Origin of the sequence: Bradyrhizobium sp. WYCCWR 13022, assembly GCF_030435535.1 — a bacterium.
GTDB lineage: Bacteria > Pseudomonadota > Alphaproteobacteria > Rhizobiales > Xanthobacteraceae > Bradyrhizobium.
Genome location: NZ_JAUIZJ010000002.1, coordinates 1,028,098 through 1,047,375, shown reverse-complemented (window position 1 = coordinate 1,047,375; position 19,278 = coordinate 1,028,098). Strand labels below are relative to the sequence as shown.

General features: G+C 63.5%; 16 protein-coding genes. 7 read left to right on the top strand and 9 right to left on the bottom strand.

The window, feature by feature from the left end; translation table 11 throughout:
• Nucleotides 1-11 precede the first annotated feature (11 nt).
• The 3 genes from QY049_RS06200 to QY049_RS06190 form a co-directional block, all read right to left on the bottom strand.
• Nucleotides 12-584 (bottom strand): invasion associated locus B family protein, encoded by a 573-nt coding sequence (locus tag QY049_RS06200; protein ID WP_258762079.1) that lies wholly within the window; start codon nt 582-584, stop codon nt 12-14.
• A 64-nt stretch (nt 585-648) separates the two neighbouring features.
• Complete coding sequence (locus QY049_RS06195; protein WP_258762078.1) at nt 649-3,786, bottom strand: multidrug efflux RND transporter permease subunit; 3,138 nt, start codon at nt 3,784-3,786, stop codon at nt 649-651.
• Nucleotides 3,783-4,958 (bottom strand): efflux RND transporter periplasmic adaptor subunit, encoded by a 1,176-nt coding sequence (locus QY049_RS06190; protein WP_301269197.1) that lies wholly within the window; start codon nt 4,956-4,958, stop codon nt 3,783-3,785. The genes QY049_RS06195 and QY049_RS06190 overlap by 4 nt, the downstream gene beginning before the upstream one ends.
• 390 nt (nt 4,959-5,348) lie before the next feature.
• Between QY049_RS06190 and QY049_RS06185 the strand changes: the two genes are divergently transcribed.
• The 7 genes from QY049_RS06185 (at nt 5,349) to QY049_RS06155 (ending at nt 14,078) form a co-directional block, all read left to right on the top strand.
• On the top strand, nt 5,349-5,588 hold the full coding sequence (locus QY049_RS06185) for a hypothetical protein (protein ID WP_194476418.1): 240 nt from the start codon (nt 5,349-5,351) through the stop codon (nt 5,586-5,588).
• 233 nt (nt 5,589-5,821) lie between these two features.
• Nucleotides 5,822-8,230, top strand: a complete 2,409-nt coding sequence (locus QY049_RS06180) for a TonB-dependent siderophore receptor (RefSeq protein WP_258762076.1) — start codon at nt 5,822-5,824, stop codon at nt 8,228-8,230.
• 305 nt (nt 8,231-8,535) lie between these two features.
• Nucleotides 8,536-11,094, top strand: a complete 2,559-nt coding sequence (locus QY049_RS06175; protein WP_194476416.1) for a TonB-dependent siderophore receptor — start codon at nt 8,536-8,538, stop codon at nt 11,092-11,094.
• 20 nt (nt 11,095-11,114) lie between these two features.
• Nucleotides 11,115-11,804: a Fe2+-dependent dioxygenase gene (locus tag QY049_RS06170; RefSeq protein WP_258762075.1), complete on the top strand. Its 690-nt coding sequence runs from the start codon at nt 11,115-11,117 to the stop codon at nt 11,802-11,804.
• Nucleotides 11,801-12,811 carry a tonB-system energizer ExbB gene (exbB, locus tag QY049_RS06165; protein WP_258762074.1) on the top strand — a complete coding sequence of 337 codons (1,011 nt, stop codon included), beginning with the start codon at nt 11,801-11,803 and terminating at the stop codon, nt 12,809-12,811. Before QY049_RS06170 ends, exbB begins: the two co-directional genes overlap by 4 nt.
• A 3-nt stretch (nt 12,812-12,814) precedes the next feature.
• Nucleotides 12,815-13,276, top strand: coding sequence for a TonB system transport protein ExbD (gene exbD, locus QY049_RS06160; RefSeq protein ID WP_258762073.1), 462 nt, complete (start codon nt 12,815-12,817; stop codon nt 13,274-13,276).
• Between the two features lie 10 nt (nt 13,277-13,286).
• The gene (locus QY049_RS06155) at nt 13,287-14,078 is read left to right on the top strand and encodes an energy transducer TonB (protein WP_194476412.1); all 792 of its coding nucleotides are present in this window, start codon (nt 13,287-13,289) and stop codon (nt 14,076-14,078) included.
• Nucleotides 14,079-14,085: 7 nt separating this feature from the next.
• Here the strand turns inward: QY049_RS06155 and QY049_RS06150 are convergent, their stop codons facing one another.
• The 6 genes from QY049_RS06150 to QY049_RS06125 form a co-directional block, all read right to left on the bottom strand.
• Nucleotides 14,086-14,508, bottom strand: coding sequence for a hypothetical protein (locus QY049_RS06150; protein ID WP_258766981.1), 423 nt, complete (start codon nt 14,506-14,508; stop codon nt 14,086-14,088).
• Between the two features lie 76 nt (nt 14,509-14,584).
• Entirely contained in the window at nt 14,585-15,265 is a 681-nt protein-coding gene (locus QY049_RS06145; RefSeq protein ID WP_258762072.1) for a site-2 protease family protein, read from the bottom strand.
• Nucleotides 15,266-15,386: 121 nt separating this feature from the next.
• On the bottom strand, nt 15,387-15,779 hold the full coding sequence (locus tag QY049_RS06140; RefSeq protein WP_258762071.1) for a GFA family protein: 393 nt from the start codon (nt 15,777-15,779) through the stop codon (nt 15,387-15,389).
• Between the two features lie 7 nt (nt 15,780-15,786).
• The gene (locus QY049_RS06135; protein WP_258762070.1) at nt 15,787-16,533 is read right to left on the bottom strand and encodes an SDR family NAD(P)-dependent oxidoreductase; all 747 of its coding nucleotides are present in this window, start codon (nt 16,531-16,533) and stop codon (nt 15,787-15,789) included.
• 31 nt (nt 16,534-16,564) lie between these two features.
• Nucleotides 16,565-17,296, bottom strand: a complete 732-nt coding sequence (locus QY049_RS06130) for an SDR family oxidoreductase (RefSeq protein WP_258762069.1) — start codon at nt 17,294-17,296, stop codon at nt 16,565-16,567.
• Nucleotides 17,297-17,425: 129 nt separating this feature from the next.
• On the bottom strand, nt 17,426-19,255 hold the full coding sequence (locus QY049_RS06125) for an IlvD/Edd family dehydratase (protein ID WP_258762068.1): 1,830 nt from the start codon (nt 19,253-19,255) through the stop codon (nt 17,426-17,428).
• Nucleotides 19,256-19,278: the final 23 nt, after the last annotated feature.

Sequence of the window (19,278 nt, the reverse complement as noted above, 5' to 3'; positions counted from 1 at the left end):
CGGGAGCTGCGCTATTTGATCTTGTCGTACGCCGCCGCGAAGTCGTTCAGCGGCATAGGGATCGCGATCGTTTCCTTCGCCATGTTCTGGAAGGAGACCTTCAACTGCTTGCCCGTGCGCAAGGAGGCGAGCAGGTCGGGCGCAATGGGCGTCGAGGCGTAGCAGCCGCGATTCTCGCAGGTCTGGATCTGGAGATCGACGGTCTTGCCCTCGTCGACCTGGAGTTTGGCGCCCAGCGGCAGGTTGAGGCCGAGCGGCAGCTGGAGCAGCGCGATCGGCGTGCGGGTGTCGGGGGCGATGCGGACATTGACGAGGACGATGGTCTGGCCGGTCTTTGTCAGGACCGCGTTCTGCTCGATCGCGCATTCGAGGGGCGCCTCGCGACTTGCGCTGGTGCAGCGCGCGATCCAGCCGGGTTGTTGCGGCGGCGCGCCCTCGGCCTGCGGCTGGGTCGGCGCCGGCGCGGGCTGCGCGGCCGGGGCGGGAGGAGCTGCGTTCTTCTTGGCGCCCTGCTGGGCATGCGCGATGCCCGTCGATAGCAGGGCAGCAGCGGCAAGAGCGACAAGTCTGGATTGCATGGACATGGCAAGACCGCGTTGGCGTGAACCGAGGGCCCCGCTGTAGCGTCGCGGCTGCCGCGGCGCAAGCTTACTCGGCGGCTTCCTTGACGGTGCCGTGCCCGGACGTCTCGTGCTCGTCCTCGCCGGAGCTGCCCTTGAACAGGTTCGAGAACTTGTCGAGATAGAGATAAACCACCGGCGTGGTGAACAGCGTCAGCGCCTGGCTGACGATCAGGCCGCCGACCATAGCGTAGCCGAGCGGCTGGCGGATCTCGGCGCCGGTGCCGTGGCCGAGCATCAGTGGTACGCCGCCGAGCAATGCTGCCATCGTCGTCATCATGATCGGACGGAAGCGCAGCAGCGCGGCCTGGCGGATCGATTCCTCCGGCGTCTTGTTCTGATCGCGTTCGGCCGCGATGGCGAAGTCGACCATCATGATGCCGTTCTTCTTGACGATGCCGATCAGCAGAATGATGCCGATCAGTGCGATGAGGCTGAAGTCGAATCCGGCCGCCATCAGGATGAGCAGTGCGCCGACGCCGGCCGAGGGCAGGGTCGACAAAATCGTGATGGGGTGGATGTAGCTCTCGTAGAGGATGCCGAGGATCAGATAGACCACGACCAGCGCCGCGAGGATCAACAGCGGCACGGTGCCGAGTGATTGCTGGAACGCCTGCGCGGTGCCCTGGAAGCTCGAGTTCAGCGTCGCCGGTGCGCCGAGATCGGCCATCGCCTTTTGTACGGACTGGGTGGCCTGGCCCAGTGCCACGCCCTGCGCGAGGTTGAAGCTGATCGTGATCGCTGGGAACTGGCCCTGGTGGCTGATCGAAAGCGGGCGGACCGGGTCAGTGGTCCAGGTCGCAAAGGTCGACAGCGGCACCTGATCGCCGGTGAGCGGCGACTTCAAGTAAAGTTTGTTCAGTGAATCGAGGTTGCCCTGCATCTCCGGCAGGATCTCCAGGATCACGTGATAGCTGTTGAGCTGCGTGAAGTACTGGGCGACCTGGCGCTGGCCGAACGCGTCATAGAGCGTGTCGTCGATCAGCTGCGGCTGGATGCCGTAGCGCGAGGCGGTGTCGCGGTTGATCTTGAGCTGGACCGTGGTGCCCTGGGTCTGCTGGTCGGTCGCGACGTCGCGCAGCTCCGGCAGCGTCTGCATCTTGGCGAGAATCTTCGGCGCCCATTCGTTGAGCTCGCCGAGATCGGCGTCCTGCAAGGTGAATTCAAACTGGGTGCGGGTCGGACGGCCGCCGAGGCGAACGTCCTGCGCTGCCTGCATGTAGAGGCGGGCGCCCTCGACCTTGTCGAACTGCGGGCGCAGCCGCCCGATGATCTGCTGGGCCGAAGCCTTGCGCTGGTCGCGAGGCTTCAGCGTGATGAAGAGGTTGCCGTTGTTGCCGGCTCGGCCGCTGCCGCCGATCGACATGGCGACGCTGGCGACGTCCGGATCGGCCAGGATGATCTTGCCGAGTTGCTCCTGGCGCTTGACCATCTCCTTGAAGGAGATGTCCTGCGAGGCTTCCGACGTGGCGGTGATCAGGCCCACGTCCTGTTGCGGGAAGAAGCCCTTCGGAATCAGGACGAAGAGGTAGATCGACAGTGCGAGTGTCGCAAAGAAGATGAAGAGCGTCGTTCGCTTCCAGCTCAGCGCGTGGTCGAGCACATATTCGTAGCCGCGCAGCATCGCGTCGAAGGCGCTCTCGCTCCACCGGTAGAACTTGCCGTGGGTGACCTCGCCATGGGCGCGAAGGAAGCGAGATGCCATCATCGGCGTCAGGGTCAGCGACACGAACATCGATACGAAGATCGTCATCGCCAGCACGACCGCGAATTCGCGGAACAGGCGCCCGATGATGCCGCCCATCAGGAGCAGCGGGATCAGCACCGCGACCAGCGAGATCGAGATCGAGACGATGGTGAAGCCGATTTCCTTCGAGCCTCTGAAGGCTGCGGCGAGCGGCTTTTCGCCTTCCTCGATGTAGCGCGTGATGTTCTCGAGCATCACGATGGCGTCGTCGACCACGAAGCCGACGGCGATCGTCAGCGCCATCAGCGAGAGATTGTCCAGCGAATAGCCGAACACCCACATCAGCGCGCAGGCGCCCAGCAGCGCCAGCGGAACCGTGACGGTGGGAATGACGGTCGCCCAAAAGCTGCGCAGGAAGACGAAGATGACCATGACCACGAGGGCGATGGTCAGGAGCAGCGTGTACTGCACGTCCTCGACCGCGGCGCGGATGGTCGTCGTGCGGTCGCTGATGACCTCGATCTTGATCGCCGGCGGGATCGCCGCCACTAGCCGGGGCAGGGTCGCCTTGATCCGGTCGACGGTCTCGATGACGTTGGCACCCGGCTGCTTGAACACGACCAGGAAGACGCCGCGCTTGCCGTTGGCCCAGGCGGCCTGCTTGGCGTCCTCGGGTCCGGTGACCGCCTGACCGATGTCCTTGATCCGCAAGGGACCGCCGTTGCGGTACGCGATGATGACGTCGTTCCAGTCCTTGGACTGGGTCAGCTGGTCGTTCGCATAGATCGTGTAAGCGCGCTTGTCGCCGTCGATGTTGCCCTTGGGGCTGTCGACGGTGGTGATGCCGATCGCGCTGCGGACGTCCTCCAGCGACAGGCCCTTGGCGACGAGCTTGCCCGGATCGATCTGCACGCGCACCGAGGGCTTCTGCTGGCCGCCGATGAAGACCTGCGCCACCCCCGAGAGCTGGCTGATCTGCTGCGCAAGCTGGGCATCGACCGCGTCGCTGACGCTGGTCAGCGGCAGCGTCTCCGATGTCGCCGACAAGAGCAGGATAGGGGCGTCGGCCGGATTGACCTTGCGGTAGGTCGGCGGCGACGGCAGGCTCTTCGGCAGCTGGCCGCTGGCGGCATTGATGGCGCCCTGCACGTCGTTGGCGGCGCCGTCGATGCTGCGGTTGAGGTCGAACTGGATGGTGATCGAGGCGGTGCCCAGATAGCTCGTCGAGGTCATCTGCGCGATACCGGGAATCTGGGCGAACTGGCGCTCCAGCGGCTGCGCGACCGACGAGGCCATCGTCTCCGGGCTGCCGCCCGGCAGATTGGCCGTGATCTGGATGGTCGGGAAGTCCACCTGCGGCAGCGGCGCGACCGGCAGCAGGGGATAGGCAACGAGGCCGACAAAAAGAATGCCGGCCATCAGCAGCGACGTGCCGATGGGATAACGGATGAAAGGTGCCGAAATCCCGCCTTCGGTCATTCCTGCTGAACCTTGTTTTTCTGGACCGGATCCGAACTCGCGACAGTCGTCGAGACGAGACTGCCGGGCTGCACCTTGTACTGACCGCCGGTGATCACTTGCTGGCCGGGGCTCAATCCCTCATCGACGACCGAACGTCCGTCGATGGAGTAGCTGACCTTGATCTTGTGCACCTCGGCCTTGTTGTCCTGGCCGACGGTATAGGCGTAGAGGCCGTTGGTCGAATGCTGAACCGCATCATCGGGAACGATGGTTGCGTCTTTCAGCGTCCGCACCAAGAGGCGGGTCGATACCGATTGTCCCGGCCACAGCGTGTGTTCCTTGTTGTCGAACACTGCCTTGAGCCTGATCGTCCCGCTGGTCGTATCGACCTGGTTGTTGATGACGGCAAGCTTGCCCTGCGCAAGCGTCTTCTTGCCGTCGGTGGTGAACGCGATCACCTTGAGCTCACCGGACTTCTGGCCCTCGCTGATATAGGGCAGCTGATCTTCCGGTGCGGTGAAGATCACCGTGATCGGCTCGACCTGCGCGATGCTGACGACGCCGGTCTGGCTCGAGGCGTTGACGATGTTGCCGATGTCGACCTGGCGCAGGCCGGCGACGCCGGTGATCGGCGACTTGACCTGGGTGTAGTCGAGCTGGGTCTGGGCGTTGGCGATCGCGGCTTCGTCGGCGGCGATCTGGGCGGTGAGCTGGGCAACGGTGGAACGCTGCGTATCGGTCTGCTGCCGCGTCGCGAATTCACCGAGCTTGGTGTAGCGCTGGAGATCGAGGTTGGCGTTGGCGAGACTGGCTTCGTCCTGCGCCTTCTTGGCCTTGGCCTGATCGAGGGCGGCCTGGAACGGGCGCGGGTCGATCTCGACCAGGAGATCGCCTTGCTTGACCATCTGGCCTTCGGTAAAGGCGACCTTGTCGATCTGGCCGTCGACACGCGTGCGGACCTGGACGGTGTTGAAGCCCTGAACGGTGCCGAGACCGGTGAGGTAGACCGGGAAGTCGACCTTCTGAACCGGAGCGATGCTGACGGGCACCGCGGGGGCTCGCGGCGCACCCTTCTGGGCGGTCTGGGTTTTCCCGGCTTCGGAGGCCGAGAATCGCTTCCAGCCGTAATAGCCGCCCCCGGCCACGGCTGCGATGATGACAATCCACAGGATCGGCCGCGACTTTTTCATATGCGAGCGTATCGGCTTGTATGCCCGAAACAACGAATTGCAGGGCTATCAAAGGGTTCCAGCACAGCTTGTATAATACACGCCAAGTTCCAGTGTAAACAGCACTATCCGTTGAGAAACCTAAACAATTGGAAAGCTTTGCACCCCGTAGGCAAGCGGGTGACGCAGCGGTGTGCAGTGCTGCATTTTTCCCTGACGAGCAAAGAGCGTGCAAAAGATAGGCAGTGCTCGCGGGCAGCGTGGGCGAGGCAACGAGAGGTGGAAGCGGCGCCTGGCCGCGAGGTGAGCGAACCAGGCTCGCGAGAACGGTTCTAAACCGGCCAGGCGGCGTTTCGGTTGTCAGCAAAATCAGCCTCGTCCATATCAGCGCCACCACATCAGGAGTGCGGAATGGACGAATTGAACGGCAAGCTGATCGCGTGCCAGATCTTGATCACGGGGCTGATCGCGCGCGTCGCCAACGAGCAGCGCGATCCCTTGCGTTTCCTCACCGACTTCCGCGACGAGATCAAGGCCGTCGTCAACGGCGTCAACATCGCCGGCATGGACGATACCGATCGCGTCCGCGCGACGGCGCAGCGCACCGTCGACGAATTGTTCTCGCTGATGAAGCCGCCGAGCGGCGACTGACGGCTGCGCGAGATGTTGCGGGAAGGCAAGCGCTTCGATGTCTGTCTGCATCAACGTGTCGCGCTACATTTCAGCGATTCCAAAATCGAAGTTTAGAATCGATTTGATCTAGACGTATTCAAGCGCTCTTGCGGCCCTCGTTGCATTGACCTGATTTTTTGCGGTCGATAGCACCGCCTCATCGTTCGTCGCGCATGTTGCGTATCGACGAATTTGGAATGGGGTGTGTTGGAATGGGGCTCGTGGTGGCTCCGCGATCGCTGCGTGCGATCGCGGCAAGAAATTCGGTTGAAGAGAAGCTCGACGGCAATTCCGGCAAGGCGACCTCAGTCGTCGCTGGTCTGATCGCGGTGGCCTCGGTGTCGAGCGGTGCGCAGGCGCAGCAGTCGAGCCTGCCGCCGGTGAACGTCGATGCCCCTGTCGAGCGTCCGCGCCCGTCAGCCTCGAAGCCGACACCGGAGCAGGTGCGTGCGCGCGACGCGCTTCGGCGTGCCGCACAGCGCCAGCAGGCGCAGCAGGCCGCTGCTGTCGCGCCGGCCCCGGCCGGTGCCGTCGATCGCAATCCCTATGCCGATCCGGCCGCGCCCTACAAGGTCGATCACGTCCAGGCTTCCGGCAAGTTTCCCGAGCCGATGCTCAACACGCCTAAGACGATCACGGTGCTCAGCAAGGAAGTGCTCGAGGACAAGAACGCGACGACGCTGAAGGAGATCGGGCGCTCGACCGCGGGCGTGACGCTGGGGTCGGGCGAAGGCGGCAACGCCTTCGGCGACCGTTTCTTCATCCGCGGCTTCGACGCGCGCAACGACGTCTTCATCGACGGCATCCGCGATCCCGCCGTGTCGATCCGCGAGAATTTCTTCACCGAGCAGATCGAGATCCTGCGCGGCCCGGCGTCGTCCTATGCCGGTCGCGGCACCGCCGGCGGCGCCATCAACATCGTCACCAAGCAGGCCGGCGACGTCAACTTCAAGCGAATGGACACCGAGTTCGGCACCGACATGACCAAGCGCATCACGCTTGACGTCAACCAGGTCGTCGACTCGACCTTCTCGGTGCGCACCGGAGGTCTGTTCCAGGATGCCAATGTCGCCGGCCGCAACTACGTGACCGACGATCGCTGGGGCACCTTCCTGTCGACCAAGTACACCCCGACCAACGACATCAAGATCACGACGAACTACGTCCACACCGATCTCAGCGGCTATCCCGATTTCGGCGTGCCCTATTACAAGCAAGGCAACGTGCCGGTGACGTCGGCCGGCATTCCGCGCGAGACCTGGTACGGCTTCCTCAACCGCGATTTCCAGACCGCGCGGCAGGATTTCGGCACCGGGACGGCGGAGTACAAGGTCAACGAAGCCATCACTCTGACCAGCAGGGTACGCGGCGAGCATTCGCTGCTCAACTACATCGGCACGCTGCCGCAGAACCCGGTCACGACCAATTCCAACCCGCTGCTATGGACCACGACGGCGAGCGCGCAGAGCCGCTACCAGACCGTGGACGTGTGGGCGAACCAGAACGAGGCCACGTTCAAGCTCGATACCGGCGGGGTCAAGCACACCGCGGTGTTCGGTGTCGAATACACCAACGAGAACGTCTCGATCGACCGCTATGCGGGTCTCTCGTCGGAATTGGCGGGCGCGGGGTTTACCAGCAACGGCGCCGTTTCGGGGGTCAATCTCTACTCGCCGCAATACACCTACGCTCCCTTCGGGACGCCGTCGCTGACGGGCAATCCAACGCGCTATGGCGTCAACACCAGCAGCGTCTACGTGATGGACACCGCGAACTGGCAGGACACCATCATCCTGAACGGTGGCGTCCGCTACGACGGCTACAACATGAGCTCGTCGACCAATTCGGCCTATCTGAAAATGAACTCCGATCTGGTCAACTACAATGTCGGCCTGGTCTACAAGGCGACGTCGATCGGCAGCATCTATGCGGCCTATGCGACCTCGGCCAATCCGTTCGGCTCGGAGCTCGACGCGACCGGTACCGATTACGGCGGCGTTCCCGCCAACACCGCCGTCCTGCTCGGGCCCGAGCGCAACAAGGCGGCCGAACTCGGCACCAAATGGGAGCTCGCCGATCGTCATCTGCTGGTCACAGCGGCGCTGTTCCAGACCACCAAGGACAATGCACGCGAGACGAACGCTTCGGGCGTGCTCACCTCGAACGCGGCCTACCGCATCCAGGGCATCGACATCGAGGCCGAGGGCAGGATCACCGATCGCTGGAGCGTGTTCGGCGGCCTGGTGCTGATGCAGTCCAAGGTCACACAGAGCAACATTGCGTCCAACATCGGCCTTCAGCTCGCCAACGTCGCGCACCAGTCGTTCAGCATGCTGACCAAATACAAGTTCGACGGCGATTGGGAAGTCGGTGGCCAGGCGGTGTACCGCTCGAAGGTCTATGGCGGCACCTTCGCGGCGAACACCGGCAACCTTCTGCCGAGCTATTGGCGCTTCGATGCGTTCGTCGAGAAGAAGATCGACAAGAACTGGACGATGAAGTTCTACGCGCAGAACCTCACCAACAAGCTCTATTACGACACGCTCTATCGCAGCGCCGTGCCGTTCGTCGCGGTCGCGCCGGGGCGCGCGTTCTACATCATCACGACGGCCAAGTTCTGATGAAGTTCTGATTGCGCCGCTTCAAATCGGGGATGCCCGCCACGGCAGGCGTCCCGCAGCTTCCGAAGGACCGATCGCGATGCGCGGACAATCTGCATCGCAAGGACAAACATCGGCTCCAGTTTAGAACGCTTACAAGATCGAGTTTAGAACCATTTCAAACTCGAGTTTAGAATCGTTTTGATCTGGATCGATTCAAAGTTGCTGTAGCCGTGACTTCGTTGACCCTCATTGCTGCGCTCGATACGACCAATGTGTCGCATTGTCGCAATGCGACACATTGCAGAAACGGAATGGGGCGTAGGATGGGTACGGCGAGGACTCCGCGGTCGTTGCGTTCGAGCGCGGCACGGCGAGCATCGGGCGGCAATTTCGAGGCCGCGACCGGCAAGACTGTTTCGACGGTTGCCAGCCTGATTGCGGTCGCATCTGTCTCGAGTGGAGCCCAGGCCCAGCAAACATCTCTACCACCCGTGAACGTCGACGCGCCGAAGGAGCGGCCGCGGTCCACCACGGCGAAACCGACGTCCGACCAGGTCCGCGCCCGAAACGCGCTGCGCCGTGCCGCCCAGCAACGTCAACAGGCCGCGAGTGCCCCCATCGTCGATGCGAATGCACCGGCTGCCGATCGCAATCCCTATGCGGATCCCGCCGCGCCCTACAAGGTCGATCACGTGCAGGCCAGCGGCAAGTTTCCGGAGAAGCTGGTCGACACGCCGAGGTCGGTGACGGTGCTGTCGAAAGAGGTTCTGGAAGACAAGGGCGCCACGTCGTTGAAGCAGGCGATTCTGAGCACGGCCGGCGTCACGCTCGGCTCGGGCGAGGGCGGCAACGCCTTTGGCGACCGCTTCTTCATCCGCGGTTTCGACGCGCGCAACGACATCTTCATCGACGGTGTGCGCGACGCCGGTGTCAGCGTCCGCGAGAATTTCTTCACCGAGCAGGTCGAGATCCTGCGTGGCCCGGCCTCGTCCTTCTCCGGTCGCGGTACCGCAGGTGGCGCGATCAACATCGTGACCAAGCAGGCCACGACGGAAAAGAGTTTCTACGACATGGACACCACGTTTGGCACGGACCAGACCAAGCGTGTGACCCTCGACGTCAACCAGGTGATCTCGCCGACGCTGGCCGTTCGTGCCGGCGGCCTGTTCCAGGATGCGGACGTTGCGGGAAGGGACCGCATCAAGGACAACCGCGACGGCGCGTTTGTCGCGACCACCTGGAAGCCGACCGACGCCATCAAGATCACGACAAACTACGTCCACACCGAACTGACCGGTATTCCGGATTTCGGCGTGCCCTATTATCGGCCAAGCACGGCGAGCACTGCCGGCGGGCCGTTCCCCGACTTCGGCGTCAACCGCAACAATTTCTACGGCTTCGTCAATCGCGACTTCTACAGGACCGGCCAGGACATCGGTACCATCAATGCCGAGATCCAGATCACGCCAGATCTGTCGCTGACAAACAAGATTCGGGAATCGCACTCGACGCAGAACTACATAGGTACCCTGCCGGAATCGCCGGTCATCACCAGCAACAGTCCGGCATTGTGGACGCTTTCTGCCAACCCCCAGAGCCGATACCAGGCCACGGATGTGTTCGCCAATCAGACCGAGGCGACGTACAAGTTCGACGACTACACCGGCTTCAAGCACACGCTGCTTGCAGGCATTGAATACAACAACGAGCGATCGTCGATCGACAGCTACACGGGGCTTGGCTCCGAGATCACGACCGGAACGACAAGTTTCACCGGTACTGGTTCGCTGCCCGGTGTCAGTGTCTTCTGGCCGCAGTATACAGACATTCCGTTCGGGATCCCGTCAGGCCTGACGGGCAGACCGACCAAGATCAAGATTGATACCGTCAGCGGCTACGTAGTGGACAGCGCGAATTATCGCGACGTCCTGATCCTCAATGGCGGCTTCCGCTATGACGATTACAGCATCAAGACGTCGGCCTACACGGCGGCCGGCGCCTTCGGTCAGCAGTCGGCGGAGTTCCTGGTCCCGGATTTCAACCTCGGCCTCACGCTGAAGCCGCTGCCGAATGGCAGCGTCTATGTGGCCTATGCGACTTCAGCCAACCCGGTGGGCTCCGAGTTCGACGGCACCAGCACGGCCTATGGCGGCATCAATCCGAACCTCGCCGGAGGCAACAACCAGATCTTCGGGCCCGAGAAGAACAAGGCGATCGAACTCGGCACCAAGTGGGAGCTGTTCGACCGTCACCTCCTTCTGACAGCTGCGCTGTTCCAGACGACCAAGGAGAACGCGCGCGAGGCGCAGAATGTCGGCAGCGCGGCCGCCGCTGCGGCGCTGGGCTGCACCTATGCGCCCGTCGCTCCGGCAACCACCGTCTCCTGCGTCACCGCTGGCGCGGCCTATCGTGTCCGCGGCATCGATCTCGGCGTGGGCGGAAAGATCACGGACAAGTGGAGCGTGTTCGGCGGCCTCGTGCTGATGCAATCGGAGGTCACGAAATCGCTGGCACCGCCCGCCAATTCGACGCTCTTTGCGTCGAATGTCGGGCTGCCGCTCGCCAACATCGCACATCAGTCCTTCAGCATGCTCACGAAGTACCAGTTCAACGACACCTGGGAGCTTGGCGGGCAGGCGGTGTACCGCTCGAAGATCTACGGCGGCACCTTGCTTGCGGCCAACCAGGGCACGTCGATTCCGAGCTATTGGCGCTTCGATGCATTCGCGGAAGCGAAGATCAACAAGAACTGGCGGCTGAAGGTGTATGTGAACAACATCTTCGACAAGCGCTATTACGACGCATTGTACCAGAGCGCTGCGCCCTTCGTGCTGGAAGCACCGGGACGTGCCGCCTATCTGACGATCTCTGCACGCTACTGATGGAGTAACGACGAGGTGCCATGCTGACATGCATAGAAGGCGTCCTGAGCAAGGATGACGTGACGGAGTTCCGCCGCGTCATGGACGCCGCCGAATGGGAAGACGGCCGCTCCACGGCGGGCGCGCAGTCGGCGATGGTCAAGCGCAACGAACAATTGCCGCCGGACAGCGAGGTCGCGCGCAAGCTCGGCAATCGCATCATCTCGGCGTTGACCGCGAACCCGCGATTTCTGGCAGCGGCCATCCCGCTCCAGATCTTTCCGCCGCTGTTCAACCGCTATGCGGCCAGCAGCGGCCACCATTTCGGCCTGCATGTCGACAACGCGATCCGCGGCGACCGCCTGACCGGCCTCCGCATCCGCACCGATCTGTCGGTCACGCTGTTCCTCAGCGAGCCCGAGGATTACGACGGTGGCGAACTTGTGATCGAGGACACCTACGGCTCGCACGAAGTCAAGTTGCCAGCCGGGGACTGCGTGCTCTATCCCTCGACCAGCCTGCATCTGGTCACTCCGGTGACCAGGGGGGCACGGGTTGCGTCTTTCTTCTGGCTCCAGAGCATGATACGGGACGATCAAGCCCGCAGCATGATCTTCGACCTCGACACCGCCATTCAGGCGCTGGTGACACGGCTCGGGCGTGACGATCCCGAAACGGTCAAATTGACGGGTATCTATCACAATCTCATTCGCACCTGGGCCGAAGTATGAAGATCACATCTTTCCGAGCTAGCCTCGCTGCAACCGTGCTGCTGACGGCCACCTGGCTCGCAGTCCCCGTTTCTGCCCAAACACAAACCCAGCCGGTCGCGCCGGCCCGACCTGCGGCCGCATCGGCGCCTGTCGCGGCCCAGCCGGCGCCGGCCGCTCCCGCAGCCACGGTGCAACCAAGCGCGGTTGCCGCGCCTGCACCATCGACGACGGCTCCCGCTGCTGCGCCTGTCCCCGCGACGCCCGGTGCGCCTGCGACTAACGTTGCCGTGGCCCCGGCATCCGAGGCGGCGCCGAAGGCCGGCATTGCGCCGGCCATGAAGGAATTGTCGCCCTGGGTGATGTTCATGTCGGCGGACGTCATCGTGAAGGCGGTGATGATCGGGCTTGCTTTCGCTTCGCTCGTGACCTGGACCGTCTTCATCGCGAAGTCGATCGAGCTGTCGGTCGCGTCGGCCAAGCTGCGCTCGGCGCTCAAGAAGATTGCCGAGGTGCGCTCGCTCGCGGAAGCGCAGATGGCGCTCGGCACCAAGCAGGGCATCCTTCCGTCCTTCCTCGCAGCGGCACTGCGTGAGGCACGGATGTCGGCCGGGCTCTCCAGCGACATCGGCATCAAGGAGCGTGCGGCGTCGAGCTTCGTCGAGATCATGCGAGCCGAACAGCGCCGCATCCGCATCGGCATGGGCTTCCTCGCGACCATCGGCTCGACGTCGCCCTTCGTCGGCCTATTCGGCACCGTGTGGGGCATCATGAACAGTTTCATCGGCATTTCGAAGTCGCAGACGACCAATCTTGCTGTCGTCGCCCCCGGCATCGCAGAGGCGCTGCTCGCCACCGCCATCGGCCTCGTCGCGGCAATCCCTGCCGTCATCATCTACAATCACTTCTCGCGCGTCACGAAGGGCTATCTCGAACTCGTCAGCCGCGCCTCGGGGGCGGCAGCTCGGCTGTTGTCGCGCGATCTCGATCGCAGCCACGGCAGCGCGCATTCGCGCGCGGCGGAGTAGGCCATGGCTGTTTCGCTCACCGACAGCGATGACGACGACGATTTCTCGGAAACGCATGACATCAACGTCACGCCGTTCATCGACGTCATTCTGGTGCTGCTGATCATCTTCATGGTCGCGGCACCGTTGTCGACGGTCGATCTGCCGATCGATTTGCCGACCTCGAGCGCGACGCCGCAGAAAAAGCCGGACAAGCCGACCTATGTCAGCATCAAGCCCGATCTGACGCTGGCGATCGGCGAAAATGCGGTCAAGCGCACCGATCTCGTCAGCTCGCTCGACGCCCTCGCCGACATGAGCAAGGACAAATACGTGTTCCTGCGCGCCGACAAGGTCGTGCCTTACGGCGAGTTGATGGGCGTCATGGAAATCCTCCGCGCCGGCGGCTATTCTCGGATCAAGCTGGTGGCGCTCGAGGCACCTCCTGCGGCGGCGGGGCCGGCGCAAGGGGCAGTCCAACCCTGATGGCGGCGCGATGACCGACCCTGTGTTCGAGGCAAAATCCTCGCGGCCGTTGTGGATCCTGGCCGCCGTGGTGGCGGTTGGCCTGCATCTTGGCGGGGCCGCACTGGCGCTCGCCAACCTCCGCCCCGATGACGGTGACGATGGCCTCGGTGCCAACGGCGCGGAATACGCCGTCGAAATGACCTCGCCAAAGCTCCCCGAGACGGATCTGCCGCCGGGGCCGGACAGCGAGGCCTCGCAGTACCAGCCGCAGCAGATGCAGCAGCAGGCCGAGGTGAAAGAAACCGACCTGCCGAAGGAAATCCCTCAAGAGGCCGAGGACCCGGATCGCCTCGTCACCGAGAACGACTCTAAGAAGCCGGTCGAGGAGACCACGAAGGTGGCCAAGGTCGAAACCCAGGCCGTCGAGGAGATGCCGAACGCCCAGGAATCGGCGCGGCAGGCGCTGAACGAGAACGCGCGCGAGGACGAGAAGGCGGCTGCCCCGCATCAGGGCATCGGCAAGGATATCCGCAAGCTGACGGCCGAATGGGGCAAGCGCATCAGCGCCTATTTCGAGTTGCACAAGCGCTATCCCAAGGACAAGAGCAAGACGACGACGGTCAAGCTCAGCCTGGTCCTGAACCGTCGCGGCAATGTCGTGTCCGTCGATGTGTCGCAATCCTCGGGCGACCCCGCCTTCGACAATGAAGCCATCTCGATGGTGCGCCGCTCGGATCCCGTGCCGGCGCCGCCGGCAGAACTCACGGAAGATCAGTTCGCCTTCAGCCTGCCGGTGAATTTCAAGAAGCCGGCGAAATAGCCGGCCGTCAGCGCCAGTAGAACTTGATCGAGACGTAGACCACGACCAGGCAGGCGAAGATCAGGGCCACCGGGAGGGGCCGCTTCTCGGTTCCGCCGAACATGGTCGCCCCGAACATCGCGGCCTTCTTCGCCTTGGGCGCGGGGCGCCGGAAGGCGGTAACATTGTCCGTCCCCGGTTCGGTCGGCCGGGTGCGGACGTCGGGCGGGTTCCCACCGCCGCCCATCTCCAGATAGTAGGATTTGTAGACCTCGGCGATGGTGGCCTCGGAGGCCTCGTCCTCGCTCATCCGCTCCAGCAGCTTCTTGTAGCCGTCGAGGAAGCCCTGTGCGTCCGGAGGCAGCGCCGACAGCCCGTTGAGCTTCGCCATCATCTTCCAGGTGGCGAAATCGGCGCGGGCACGGGTGTCGGCGCGTCGCGCGATCAGCATATCGGCAGCTTTGACCAAGTTGGCCTCTGGCCCTTCGGCTTTGTCTTCAAGTGTCTGTGGCGGGGTACGGATTCAACTACGCATTGCCTGTAGCTAAGAGAACAGCTTGAATCACATAACCGGTCAACGTTCGCAGTATTGCTGAAATAACATCAAGATTTAGACCGAACCGGGAACCGGCCAGCGGCAGCAGGATCAACAGCGCGATCAGGATCATCATGCCGAACGGCTCGAGCCGCGCCAGAGGCAGAGCAAGGGGCCGGGGCAGCAGCCCGACCGCGACCCGCCCGCCGTCGAGCGGTGGGATCGGCATCATGTTGAAGACCGCCAGCACGGCGTTGATCAGCAACGCATTCTTGAGGTTGTCGAAGATCCATTGCGCCGAGCCCGCCGGCGCCAAAGGTAAGGCGTGGAGCGCGAGACCGGCCAACAACGCCAGCAGGATGTTGGTGATGGGACCGGCCAGGGCAACCCAGACCATGTCCAGCCTGGGATTGTTGAGGTTGCGAAAATTCACCGGCACCGGCTTGGCATAGCCGAACAGGAACGGCGAATGCGCAAACAGCAGCATCGCGGGCAGGATCAGGGTGCCGAACGGATCGATGTGCCTGATGGGGTTGAAGCTGACGCGGCCGAGCTGCCAGGCGGTGTTGTCGCCGAGCCGGTGCGCGACGAAGCCGTGCGCGGCCTCGTGGAGGGTGATGGCGAGCACCAGCGGCAGCACCCACACCGAGAGGTCATAGAAGGAAAGGTTCACGTCGGCTGTCCCGGTTCTGCCTGTTGCCTTGCAGACGACCTAGCCAAACCGGCGGTGCAGCAACGCTTCAGGCCAGCATAGGGTGGCCGGTTCCGAATTGCCACGCTGCAAATGATCGGCGTCAGGCCGGAATCGTCCCCTGATATTGCTTCAGGCCGTCGTCGAGCTTCACCCAGGCGAGCTTTTCCGAGACCCATATGTGCTCTGTCGGCGCGAACGCGTTGCGGTCGTCGAAGGTCGCGAGCGCGACGCCCGCCAGCGTGCCGTTGCGTCGCCAGGAGAACAGCCGCGTGCCGCATGTCTTGCAGAACACGCGATCGATGTTTTCGGACGATGCGTAGCGACCGGTGTCACCCTCGACACTCAAGGCTTTCTGGTCGAACTGGGCGCGGGCGAAATAAGGTGAGCCCATCGCCTTCTGGCACATGCGGCAATGGCAGATGCGCACGTTCAGCGGCTCGCCCTCCGCCTTGAACCGCACCGCGCCGCACAGACATCCACCTTCCCGGATCATGGCAGTCTCAATAGGTTGCGCGTCCGCCGGAGATGTCGAAAACGGCGCCGGTCGAGAACGCGCAGTCTTCGGATGCAAGCCAGCTCACCATCGCAGCGAGCTCCTCCACCAGCACGAAGCGGGCCTTGGGGATTTTCGACAACATGAAATCGATATGCTGCTGCGTCATCTGGTCGAAGATCGCGGTCTTGGCCGCCGCCGGCGTCACCGCATTCACGAGAATGTCATGCGCGGCGAGCTCCTTGCCGAGCGACTTTGTCAGCGCGATCAGGCCGGCCTTGGACGTTGAATAGTGCGAGGCGTTCGGATTGCCTTCCTTGCCGGCGATCGAGGCGATGTTCACGATGCGTCCGTATTTCTGCTCGAGCATCACGGGCACGATGGCCTTGCAGACGATGAAGGGACCGTCGAGGTTGATGCGCAGCACCTTGCGCCATTCCTCGAGATCGGTCTCCCAGACCGGCTTGTTGACGCCGGCGATGCCGGCGTTGTTGACGAGGATGTCGATCTTGCCGAAGGCTTTGAGCGCCGCATCGCGGGCCTGCTCGACGCCCGCCGTGTCGGTGACGTCGACCTTGAAGACCCGGACGTTGTCGCCGATCTCTTTCGCCGTCTTCTCGGCCAGCGTCGAGTCAAAGTCCCAGATCGCGACCTTGGCGCCGGAGGCGACGAAGCGCTCGGCGATGGCGCGGCCGAAGCCCTGCGCGCCGCCGGTGACGACGGCGACGCGGCCGTTGAGATCAATCTTGTTCATGAGATGTGATCCTGTCCGAACCCTTGGGGCGTCAGAGCATGTAGCCGCCGTCGACGACGAGGTCGACACCGGTGGTGAAGGCGCTCTCGTCGCTGCCGAGATAGATCGCCATGTTGGCGATTTCGTCGGCGGTGCCGAGCCGGCCCATTTTCTGGCGGGAGATGAACATCTCCTTGCCCTGGGGGCCTTGCGCGGCAGCGCGATCGAGCATCGAGGGGGTCTCGACGGTGCCCGGGCAGATCGAATTGCAGCGGATGCCCTTGGTGATGAAGTCGAGCGCGACCGCACGCGTCAGCAGCGACACCGCGGCTTTCGACGAGCTGTAGACGTAGCGGTTCGCTGGCGGCCGCAGCGCCGCGCAGGACGAGATGTTGACGATGCTGCCGCCGCCGCCCGCGAGCATGTCGGGCAGGAACGCCTTGATGGTCCGGTGCATCGACTTGACGTTGAGGTCGAACGAAAAGTCAAAATCCTCTTCCGAGCACTCCAGGATGGTGCCGTGGTGGACGAAACCGGCCGCGTTGAGCAGGATGTCGATCTTGCCGACACGCTTGGCGAAGGCGTTGACGTCGGCGGTGTTGCGGACGTCGAGCTTGGCGACCTCGGCGATGCCTTCCTTGGTCAGGCTGGCGATGCCGGCCTCGTTGATGTCGGTGGCGATGACGGTTGCGCCCTCACGCGCGAACGCGAGCGCGCATGCGCGCCCGATGCCTGCCGCAGCAGCCGTGATGACGGCGCGCTTTCCCTTGAGGCGGTCTGCCATGTTCTTGTTCTCCTTTGAGTTCGTCATCCCGGGGCGCGCCTCTTGGCGCGAGCCCGGAATCCATAATCACGGTGGTGGTTATGGATTCCGGGCTCGCGACGTCGTCGCGCCCCGGAATGACAGTTGTTACTAGTGATTATCCCGCGGCACGCCAAACGCTGAGGCGACGTTCTGGTAGCGCGTGGCGAGCTCCATGCAGGCGCCGGTCGATTGCTGGCCGACGGTGTTGCGATAGATCTCCTGCCAAGGCGTCTGGTTCGGCGGATGCTTGAAGCCGCCGGCGGCCTTGAGCCCGGCATGGCGCTTCTTCAGCTCCTCGTCCGAGATCAGGATGTTGGCGCTGCCCTTGTTGAGGTCGATGCGCACCTTGTCGCCGGTCTTCAGGATCGCGAGCCCGCCATTGGCGGCGGCTTCCGGCGAGGCGTTGAGGATCGACGGCGAGCCCGAGGTGCCGGACTGGCGGCCGTCGCCGATGCAGGGCAGGGACAGGATGCCGCGTTTGATCAGCGCCGCCGGCGGCTGCATGTTCACGACCTCGGCGCCACCGGGGTAGCCGATCGGGCCGGTGCCGCGGATGAACAGCACGCAGTGCTCGTCGATGTCGAGCGAGGCATCGTCGATCCGCTCGTGATAGTCCTCCGGGCCTTCGAACACGATGGCGCGGCCCTCGAAGGCGTTCAGATCCTTCGGGTTGTTGAGATAGCGATCGCGGAATTCCTTGGAGATCACGCTCGTCTTCATGATCGCGGAATCGAACAGGTTGCCCCTCAGCACCAGGAAGCCCGCGTCCTTCACCAGCGGCTTGTCGTAAGTCCAGATCACGTCGTTGTCGGGCTGGGCCGCGTTCTTGCAGTTCTCGCCGATGCCGCGGCCGTTGACGGTGACGGCATCCTCGTGGATGCGCTTGTGCTTCATCAGTTCGCGCACCACGGCCGGTACGCCGCCGGCGCGGTGGAATTCCTCGCCGAGATAGAAGCCGGCCGGCTGCATGTTGACCAAGAGCGGCACGTCGTGGCCGAACTTCTGCCAGTCGTCGATCGACAGTTCCACGCCGATATGGCGGGCGAGCGCGTTGATGTGGATCGGCGCGTTTGTCGAGCCGCCGATCGCCGAATTGATGACGATGCAGTTCTCGAACGCCTTGCGGGTCAGGATGTCCGAAGGCTTGAGATCTTCCCAGACCATCTCGACGGCGCGTTTTCCGGTCTCGTAGGCGATCTGGCCGCGCTCACGGTAGGGGGCGGGGATCGCCGCGCAGCCCGGCAGCGAGAAGCCGAGCGCTTCGGCGAGGCCATTCATGGTCGAGGCCGTGCCCATGGTGTTGCAATGGCCGACCGAAGGCGCCGAGGACGCCACGATCTCCATGAACTCTTCATAGTCGATCTCGCCGGCAGCAAGCCGCTCGCGCGACTTCCAGACGATGGTGCCGGAGCCGGTGCGCTCGCCATTGTGCCAACCATTGAGCATCGGGCCACCCGACAGCACGATCGCCGGCAGGTTGACGGTCGCCGCCGCCATCATCAAGGCGGGTGTGGTCTTGTCGCAGCCGGTGGTGAGGACCACGCCGTCGAGCGGATAGCCGTAGAGGACCTCGACCAGGCCGAGATAGGCGAGGTTGCGGTCGAGCGCCGCGGTCGGGCGCTTGCCGGTCTCCTGGATCGGGTGGGTCGGGAATTCCATTGCAATGCCGCCGGCCTCGCGGATGCCTTCGCGGACGCGATGGGCCAGCTCGATATGGTGACGATTGCAGGGAGAGAGGTCGTTGCCGGTCTGCGCGATGCCGATGATCGGCTTGCCGGACTGGAGCTCGGCGCGGGTGAGGCCGAAGTTCAGATAGCGCTCCATATAGAGCGCGGTCATGCCCGGATTATGCGGGTTGTTGAACCAGTCCTGTGAGCGAAGGTGGCGGCGGGCGCCGTTGCCGGCAGGCGCGTGCCCATTGGTTGGCTTTTTTGTCACTGGATTCTCCTTCAATGCAAACG